This window comes from Synechocystis sp. FACHB-908 (genome assembly GCF_014698595.1).
Classification (GTDB): Bacteria; Cyanobacteriota; Cyanobacteriia; order Cyanobacteriales; family Microcystaceae; genus Synechocystis.
Window position 1 is genome coordinate 1 of the sequence record NZ_JACJTH010000020.1, and the last position, 8,915, is coordinate 8,915.

The 8,915-nt window shown below is 46.7% G+C and carries 10 protein-coding genes; 5 read left to right on the forward strand and 5 right to left on the reverse strand.

Features of this window, described 5'->3' with window-relative positions:
- On the reverse strand, positions 1 to 87 hold an 87-nt coding region (locus H6G46_RS06245), incomplete at its 3' end, for an IS630 transposase-related protein (RefSeq protein ID WP_242021163.1).
- A 406-nt stretch (positions 88 to 493) separates the two neighbouring features.
- Positions 494 to 874 (reverse strand): plastocyanin, encoded by a 381-nt coding sequence (gene petE / locus H6G46_RS06250; RefSeq protein WP_010873453.1) that lies wholly within the window; start codon positions 872 to 874, stop codon positions 494 to 496.
- Positions 875 to 1,299: 425 nt separating this feature from the next.
- Here petE and H6G46_RS06255 point away from each other — a divergent pair, with 425 nt between their 5' ends.
- A complete protein-coding gene (locus H6G46_RS06255) occupies positions 1,300 to 2,748 on the forward strand; it encodes a hypothetical protein (RefSeq protein ID WP_010873454.1) in 1,449 nt (482 codons plus the stop codon).
- Between the two features lie 78 nt (positions 2,749 to 2,826).
- Here H6G46_RS06255 and H6G46_RS06260 read toward each other — a convergent pair whose 3' ends face one another.
- Positions 2,827 to 3,402, reverse strand: coding sequence for a Uma2 family endonuclease (locus H6G46_RS06260; protein WP_010873455.1), 576 nt, complete (start codon positions 3,400 to 3,402; stop codon positions 2,827 to 2,829).
- A 273-nt stretch (positions 3,403 to 3,675) separates the two neighbouring features.
- On the opposite strand from H6G46_RS06260, the gene ftsH2 reads away from it, so the two are divergent.
- Entirely contained in the window at positions 3,676 to 5,559 is a 1,884-nt protein-coding gene (gene ftsH2 / locus H6G46_RS06265; RefSeq protein ID WP_010873456.1) for an ATP-dependent zinc metalloprotease FtsH2, read from the forward strand.
- Between the two features lie 75 nt (positions 5,560 to 5,634).
- Here the strand turns inward: ftsH2 and H6G46_RS06270 are convergent, their stop codons facing one another.
- On the reverse strand, positions 5,635 to 6,279 hold the full coding sequence (locus tag H6G46_RS06270; RefSeq protein ID WP_010873457.1) for an LON peptidase substrate-binding domain-containing protein: 645 nt from the start codon (positions 6,277 to 6,279) through the stop codon (positions 5,635 to 5,637).
- Between the two features lie 53 nt (positions 6,280 to 6,332).
- The gene (gene tatC / locus H6G46_RS06275; protein ID WP_010873458.1) at positions 6,333 to 7,097 is read right to left on the reverse strand and encodes a twin-arginine translocase subunit TatC; all 765 of its coding nucleotides are present in this window, start codon (positions 7,095 to 7,097) and stop codon (positions 6,333 to 6,335) included.
- A gap of 392 nt (positions 7,098 to 7,489) precedes the next feature.
- Here tatC and H6G46_RS06280 point away from each other — a divergent pair, with 392 nt between their 5' ends.
- The 3 genes from H6G46_RS06280 to H6G46_RS06290 form a co-directional block, all read left to right on the forward strand.
- On the forward strand, positions 7,490 to 8,362 hold the full coding sequence (locus tag H6G46_RS06280) for an NAD(P)-dependent oxidoreductase (RefSeq protein ID WP_010873459.1): 873 nt from the start codon (positions 7,490 to 7,492) through the stop codon (positions 8,360 to 8,362).
- Between the two features lie 160 nt (positions 8,363 to 8,522).
- Positions 8,523 to 8,732, forward strand: coding sequence for a hypothetical protein (locus H6G46_RS06285; protein ID WP_020862160.1), 210 nt, complete (start codon positions 8,523 to 8,525; stop codon positions 8,730 to 8,732).
- Positions 8,733 to 8,772: 40 nt separating this feature from the next.
- The coding region (locus tag H6G46_RS06290) for an IS630 transposase-related protein (protein WP_190759837.1) at positions 8,773 to 8,915 on the forward strand (143 nt) is incomplete at its 3' end.

Sequence of the window (8,915 nt, forward strand, 5' to 3'; positions counted from 1 at the left end):
TTTATATATCTTGGAAGCCTCAGTTATTTTTCCTCCAGCTTCTATATAAGCTACTACCCTTTGCCTTAAATCTAAACTGTAAGCCATTGTTTAAACCTGTTCATTTTGTACACTCCATAATTTTACATTAAATTCTCTCATCGTTAATTGAAATGACTATATTTCACTTTCTGGGATAAAATTTTGGGCACGGAAGATCCCACATACCAAGAAAAGCTTGGACGAAATCAAACAACAAAAGAGTATTAAAATACAAACTAATGGACAAAAAAATCGCATCTCGCTTAAAAGATGCGATCGCCAAAACGCAGAAGTTTTTCTAAGTAGATGGCTTGGTCAAGAATCTGTTTTGTAGACTTTCGATCCGTCCTCCTGAACATCTACTCAGCAAGAGAAACATTATTTGCCTTGCCATTGCGAGAAGCTGAGGGAGTTGGAGACAGACCCCGTAGCATTAAGCTTAAATCAACGACACACAGATTGAGCTGGCTGATTACTCAACGACAACTTTGCCTACCATGCCAGCACCCCGGTGGGGTTCACAGTAGTAGGTGTAGGTGCCGGGCTCAGTGAAGGTGGAGGTGAAGCTTTCACCAGCGGCAAAGGCCAAGCCTTTGTGGGAGAGCTTAGCAGCGGTGTCAGCATCCACACCATCGGCGGCAAACACAATGTTATGAGGGGAGAGTTTGTTGTTAACCCATTTGACTTCCTCTCCAGCTTTGATGGTGACGGTGCTGGGTTCAAAAACTAGGGCACCACTGTCAGAACCCATTTTCACTGTTGCATTGGCAGCGGCAGCGGGGCTCACGGATAAAAAGAAACTGGAGACCACCAGCAGAAGGCCAGCGAGGATTGTTAAAAACTTTTTAGACATACTTCTTGGCGATTGTATCTATAGGGACTTGTGGTTGAACGGGCCGGGGTAACGCCCTACTCCGTGCCCAAAAAGGCGATCAGGGACGTTTTTCCTTTCTTCTGCCCATGGTATCACAATGTTTGACAGCCCGTCGTAGATTATACAGCCTCAGCCCCGGGCGGATAGAACAAGCTCATTTCTCGTTCTATCTGAATAGTACTTTGCCGAAAATGCTTGGTTGTTCTAGCTATATTTACTGAACTTTAGATGGGGATTTTTTGCTACCCACGGTAATTGCTGAATTTTCTTTGTTTTTGGCGATCGCCGTCATAAAAATTAGCTTGCTATCCCTTCAATGTAGATGATAATGGGAATAGCCCAGTAGGCCCAGTGGTGTTTTTTGTGGGCTGAAGTCGCTCCCTGAGTTAGATTGGGCAACCGCTATGAATCCTTGCAAATTTTTTCGTTTAATCATTTTTTCCCGCCGTCGTTCTGCTGATAACGGTGGTTTTGCCTTGCCGATGGCCATTATGGTTGGCCTAGTGCTAACAGTGATTGGCATTGTGATGATGCAAAGGTCAATGTTTCAGCAAAATGACTCCACCAGCAAAGCGGCCACCGACCAAGCTCAAAATGCCGCCGAAGCGGGCATTACCAAGATAATCAACTTGATGAATACCCCAGCCAATCGTTTCATCTCTGCCCTGCCAGATTGTCAAAATTGGGACGCTGGCAGTAACACTTGTACCGATACTGGTAGTACCCCTAGCTGGCACAATCTCCCTAACTTAGGAAGTTGGACAATTACAACTCCCGGTGCGGCCTGTCAGCCGCCAGCAACCACCACCACCGATATAACGGCAACGGCTAGCAATCGAGCTTGGAAAACCTTACCCCAGGGTGAATTTCGTTTAGTCAGCTATCAATACACCCCAGACACCGCCAACGGAGGGGCGATCGGTCTTGGCCCCGGCACAGGCACCTTAGTTGTGGAAGGAGCCATTAACCGTAATGCCGCCAATGAAGCTCGGTCTAGGATAGAGGTAAAAATTCCTATCACCCGTCTTCCCAATGATGCTTCCGTTTCAAGTTTATGGGTTACGGAAACGGCCACCGGGGACGAAATTGTTTCGGGCAATCAAGACGTATATTCAGACATTATCGTTAATGATTGCGATGCTTCCGTTGACCCGGCTGATTTTCCTAACAGTGAAGTTGCCATTGGTACCTATGAGGCCATTTATAGTAATGTGCCCCAACCCAATCTCCCGCCCTATCCCACTTGTCCCGCTTCCAATACCTTTGCCACCATGTCCGGGAGTATGACCTTGCCGAGAAGTACCGACGCTAGTACGACCATAACTCTTAATGATGGCACAAATCTGCCTGCCTATGTTTACTGCATTGACAAAATAGCTTTGGGTGGAAACGATACGATCAATGTACGAACGATTAACCCCACTTCTGGCGAAAGATTTTTAGTTTTAATGCATGTTAAAGGTGATATCAATGTGAGTGGGAACACCCATTTAAACCATTCTTGTTCCGGAAGTTGCGCCGACTATAAACCAACGGATTTGAATATTTTCGGTTATGGACAATCCGCCCATTCTTCCACGCCGCCACAAATATTGGCTTCTGGAGGAAATAATATTGAAGCTTTCATTTTGGCTCCGGACTATGTTTATGGGGTTAATGGTGGTGGTAATGATGGTGGGGTAACCGGTTCATTAATTGTCAAAAAAGTAATTAACTCTTCTAGTTCCAACCAGATGATCTTTAGCGACATTTCTGGATTAACTTGGGAGGAACTTGTAAGTACCATTGTGGCTCCGCCATCCGCACCAAATCTAAATCCAATTTCTGGTTGGTCAACCAAAGCGACTAATTAATTAGTTGTTTTTCTAGAAGTTTTCTTGCTACCTCAGATCCGGATCTGGACTACAAGGGTTTGGGGTGACTTTCCCGCCTTAGACTTTAGCTTTAGCAAATAATTCATTAACCGTAAAGCTTAACTGGGGCAATAAATCATCCTCCACCAGTTGGTCTCCTTGATAGGTAAGGGGCGGGCGGTCGGGGGCAAAAATAGTCAAACTACGATGGCGATCGCCAATAATCCAGACCCTTTCTACTCCGGCAGCCAGATAATCCAAAGCCTTTTGGGTCATAGCTTCAAAGGATTGATCGGGGGAAATAATTTCCACTACCAATTCCGGGGCCACAGGGCAAAAGTCATTTTCCAGGGCGAAGGGAGTCAATTTTTGGTCAGAAATGTAGGTAACATCAGGCACCGGGGCCCAATCTTGCCCATCCTTTTGCAGACAAATGCCCCATTCGGGATAGGCTTCGCCAGGCAAGGGACAATCTTGGCTATTTCCCCAATCAGACAGGAGAAAGAGTAACGTTCTTTGGAGACTGGAATGGATTCTTTTTGGTGACATTTTGGCGATCGCCGTTCCGTCTTGCAATTCGTAGTTAACTTCCCCTTCCGGTAAACAGGAAAATTCCTCCAGGGTGAGGGGAGGCGGAGTGATGGTTTGACCCATGGCAGTGTCCCTTAAACGATTACCTTTCAAACTAGCAAATTCGTTATGGTGAATATTTTGCGGTGATCCTCCCGGGGCGAGGGGGTTGTCGTAATTATGAGAATTACGTTACATTTAGTTAAGATTTTGTTACAAAACTCCGTTGTCAACAAAATTAATCAATTCCACGGCGTCGGGGAGCTAATCCTCCATGACGGAGTCCAGTCTCCGTTCCACAGTTAACCGATTACACTAAATCCTACGACCGTCTTAACTTTTAAAGTGAGCTAACATATGAAATTTTCCTGGAGAACTGCCCTACTTTGGTCCCTACCCCTGTTGGTAGTCGGCTTTTTCTTCTGGCAGGGGAGCTTTGGAGGGGCAGATGCCAACCTCGGTTCCAACACTGCCAACACCCGCATGACCTATGGTCGCTTCCTCGAATATGTGGATGCTGGCCGCATCACCAGTGTGGATTTATATGAAAATGGCCGCACGGCGATCGTGCAAGTTAGCGACCCAGAAGTAGACCGGACCCTCCGTTCCCGGGTTGACCTCCCCACCAATGCCCCGGAATTGATTGCCCGTTTACGGGACTCCAACATTCGCCTTGATTCCCACCCTGTCCGCAACAATGGCATGGTTTGGGGTTTTGTGGGCAACTTGATTTTCCCCGTGCTTTTGATTGCTTCCCTCTTTTTTCTCTTCCGCCGTTCCAGCAACATGCCTGGGGGCCCCGGCCAAGCCATGAACTTTGGTAAATCCAAAGCTCGCTTCCAAATGGATGCCAAAACCGGTGTCATGTTCGATGATGTGGCCGGTATTGACGAAGCCAAGGAAGAATTGCAAGAGGTGGTAACTTTCCTTAAACAGCCCGAACGCTTTACTGCAGTGGGGGCCAAGATTCCCAAAGGAGTACTCTTAGTGGGCCCTCCCGGTACCGGTAAAACTCTCCTCGCCAAGGCGATCGCCGGGGAAGCCGGAGTTCCTTTCTTCAGCATTTCTGGTTCCGAGTTCGTAGAAATGTTTGTCGGCGTTGGTGCCTCCCGGGTGCGGGACTTGTTTAAAAAAGCCAAAGAGAATGCCCCCTGTTTGATCTTCATTGATGAGATTGATGCCGTGGGTCGTCAACGGGGTGCTGGTATCGGTGGTGGTAACGATGAACGGGAACAAACCCTCAACCAGCTACTAACCGAGATGGACGGTTTTGAAGGCAATACGGGCATTATTATCATTGCCGCCACTAACCGCCCTGACGTGCTAGATTCTGCCTTGATGCGTCCCGGTCGTTTCGATCGCCAAGTGATGGTGGATGCCCCTGACTACTCTGGTCGTAAGGAAATTTTAGAAGTCCACGCCCGCAATAAAAAGTTAGCACCGGAAGTTTCCATCGACTCCATTGCCCGCCGTACTCCCGGTTTTAGTGGGGCTGACTTGGCCAATTTATTGAATGAAGCCGCCATTCTCACCGCCCGCCGTCGTAAATCCGCTATCACTCTGTTGGAAATTGATGATGCCGTGGACCGGGTGGTAGCTGGTATGGAAGGCACCCCCTTGGTGGACAGCAAAAGTAAGCGGCTAATTGCTTATCACGAAGTAGGCCACGCCATTGTGGGCACATTGTTAAAAGACCATGATCCCGTGCAAAAAGTCACCCTTATTCCTCGGGGCCAAGCCCAAGGTTTGACCTGGTTCACTCCCAACGAAGAACAGGGTTTAACCACCAAAGCCCAACTGATGGCCCGTATTGCTGGAGCAATGGGCGGTCGAGCCGCTGAAGAGGAAGTTTTTGGCGATGACGAAGTAACCACTGGGGCTGGTGGTGACCTACAACAGGTAACTGAGATGGCTCGCCAGATGGTAACTCGTTTTGGCATGAGCAACCTTGGTCCCATTTCCCTGGAGAGTTCAGGTGGGGAAGTATTCCTGGGTGGTGGCTTGATGAACCGTTCTGAATACTCCGAAGAAGTAGCCACCCGCATTGATGCCCAAGTACGGCAATTGGCTGAACAGGGTCACCAAATGGCTCGCAAAATCGTCCAAGAACAACGGGAAGTGGTTGATCGCCTGGTGGATCTTTTAATTGAGAAAGAAACCATTGATGGGGAAGAATTTCGGCAAATTGTGGCGGAATACGCCGAGGTTCCCGTCAAGGAACAGTTAATTCCCCAACTATAAAAATTCCCTTCTCCAACCAATTTAGTATGGTCAGCAAGGCCCTGATTCTTCGGAACAGGGCTTTTTTCTTGCGTTCTATTCTTCTGTGCCTAAAACATCTTTCAAGGCGGTGCGGGCGGCGAGGTGGTTGCGGGTGGACATGAGAATTTCCGCTTCCCTTTGTAATCTTTCAGCAGTGTCCTGCAATTCCAACAAACTTTGTTGTTCACTGGCAACGCCATAAAGATTGCCTGCGACCCAATAGGACAATTCCACCGGCAACACGGGCAAATCATCGGGTAATTCCAAGTTCTGATCCGTCAACTTGGCCGACAGGCTAACTACGTCATGCAACAGGCGATCAACTTCCTTGGCCAAGCCATGGAGATCCTGCCCCGTGTATTTGTCGTCAATCCATTCCACTAGACCGACTCGGTAGGGCTTTTCCCGCACATATTCCAGCACCCGAAACCGTTGTTGCCCCAGAGTTAAAACCTTCATCCGGTCATCGGGTAACCTTTGGTAGCGCAATACTTCTGCACAGCAACCCACGTCGGAAATTTCCCCTGTGCTGGGATCAATCATCAACACCCCAAAACGGCGATCGTCTTCCAAGATGGTGTTCATCATCATCCGATAGCGGTACTCGAAAATGTGCAAGGGCAGGGGTCGCCCAGGGAAAAGCACAACTTCAGGCAGTGGAAAAAGAGGAAGTTCCCTAATTGCAACGGAGGATGCCATCTTAATGTTTCGTAATGTTAAGCAACGTACTTCAAATGATAAAGGATTGGGGACTATTTACCCAGTAAGCGCACGCAACCGATCCCGCCAAAGTAAAGCCCCAGCACTGCCCCAGCTAGAAGGGACTGGGTCAGGGGGTCCGTGGAAGGGGTGAGAATTGCCCCCAGCACCATCGCCCCCAAAATGACAAAGCGCCAGCCCTTGAGCATTTGTTCGGAGGAAACGATGCCCAAAAAGCCGAGAACCACTTGAATAATCGGAATTTGAAAAGCTAGCCCGGTGCTAAACATCAACAACAGCACAAACTCAAAATATTTATCAATCGACCAGAGTTGCTCCACCACATCCGCTCCGTAGCTGACAAAAAACTTGAGTGCGGCGGGGATGAGAGCATAGTAAGCAAAGCCCAGTCCAGCAAAAAAAAGTACACTGGAGCCTAGCACCACCGGTCCCAGTAATCGGCGTTCCCGACGGGTTAGACCGGGTAGAACGAATTGAATAATTTGGTAGAGGATAAAGGGGCTCATCACCAGAATGCCGCTGTAGCCTGCTACTTTGACGGAAACGAAAAAGAATTCCCCTGGGGAGAGCTGCAGAAATTTAACTGTGCCTGCCGGGACTTGAAGCCATTGCACCAAGGGTTTAACGAAAATAAAGCAGGCCACTACCCCGACCAAGACCGCCCCCAAAGACAGAAAAATACGAGTTCTGAGTTCGTCGAGGTGATCAAACAAAGACATTTCCACGTCATCGGGCACTTCGTCCAAATAATCGGGGGCAGTTTCCGCGGAAGTGATGTTATCAAGCTGGGTTGACATGGTTTCAGGGCAAGGAAAACAAGTTGCCCCTATTCTGACATTCTCCTGGCACTGATTGCGATGACATGGCAGTTAGCTAGGCGATCGCCATTTGCTCGGCTATGACGGGTTTGCCTAAAATTGACCCGCCCTCAGATCAGAATAATTGCCCAAAAACGAAAATTTAGGTGCGATAATCTTTAAATTATTCTTGAATATAAAAGGAACAGCAAAAAATATTAAATATTACTGATTTTCTTGATTTTTATGTTCCAAAATTAATCTCAAATAAAAAAAAAGAAATAAAAGATAAGTCAGAGAAGTGAATTACTATTTTTTATTGACATGCTAGAATGTAATCTTTTAGTTTTCTCTATATATCATTCTTATTGCTCCAAGCGCCTAGAATTATTATGAACGTTTCCAAAATTGCAGTTTTCGGTTTAGGAGTTATGGGCAGTCCTATGGCTCAAAACCTAGTTAAAAATGGTTATCAAACAGTTGGTTATAACCGCACCCTAGAGCGTCCTTCTGTCCAGGAAGCAGCAAAGGCAGGGGTTAAAGTTGTTACTAGCATTGCGGTGGCGGCGGCAAATGCAGATATTATTCTCACCTGTGTTGGAGATGAAAAAGATGTTCAACAGCTTATTTTAGGTTCGGGAGGGATTGCTGAATACGCTAAACCCCAAGCCTTAATAATTGATTGCAGTACCATTGGTAAAACTGCGGCTTATGAACTAGCTACAAATTTAAAACTCCAGGGTTTACGCTTTTTGGATGCGCCGGTAACAGGAGGTGACGTTGGCGCAATCAACGGTACGTTAACGATTATGGTGGGGGGTGATATTTCGGATTTTGAAGAAGCTTTACCCGTCCTCAAATCCATAGGAGAAAAAATAGTCCACTGTGGTCCCAGTGGCAGTGGTCAAGCTGTTAAGCTTTGTAATCAGGTACTTTGTGGCATCCATGCGATCGCCGCTGCGGAAGCTATACAACTTTCTGAGCAGTTGGGGATTGCCCCAGAGTTAGTAATTGATACTTGTGGCAGTGGGGCGGCGGGTTCCTGGGCCTTGACTAATTTAGCACCGAAAATGTCGGAGGCTGATTTTGCCCCAGGCTTTATGGTCAAACATCTTCTTAAGGATCTGCGCCTCGTCCGGGAAGCCGCTGAAAATGGCCCATTACCAGGGGTTACGTTGGCAGAAAGCTTGTTTACATCGGTTCAATTATTGGGGGGAGAAGACCAGGGTTCCCAAGCCATTATCCGTGCCTATCGCGAAGCTTAGATTAATTTGGATAAAGTATAAAGAGGAAAAAGGTAGATGCCCACTGAAGCAATTTAGCTTTAATAAATTAAAATTTTACTGGAGTAAACATGGATGTTGAAAACTGATTTTACTCCCCATCATTTCAGATTAAAAGGTCCCATCTGCTCAACAATTATTGATGATAAAAACTTTATATGATTTTGATCTCAATCAAGGAATTGAATATTTACAATCCCAGGATGACCGACTTGGTACTTTAATTACTGGGTTAGAAGTTTGTTCATTAACCCATCATCCACCCCGCACCACTCTCTTGGAGGCGATCGCCTGGGGGATTATCGGTCAACAAATCAATATAGTCATTTCAATTAACGATGAGAGAATTTAATGTAAAATTATGGAGTGTACAAAATGAACAGGTTTAAACAATGGCTTACAGTTTAGATTTAAGGCAAAGGGTAGTAGCTTATATAGAAGCTGGAGGAAAAATAACTGAGGCTTCCAAGATATATAAAATAGGAAAAGCCTCGATATACAGATGGTTAAATAGAGTAGATTTAAGCCCAATAAA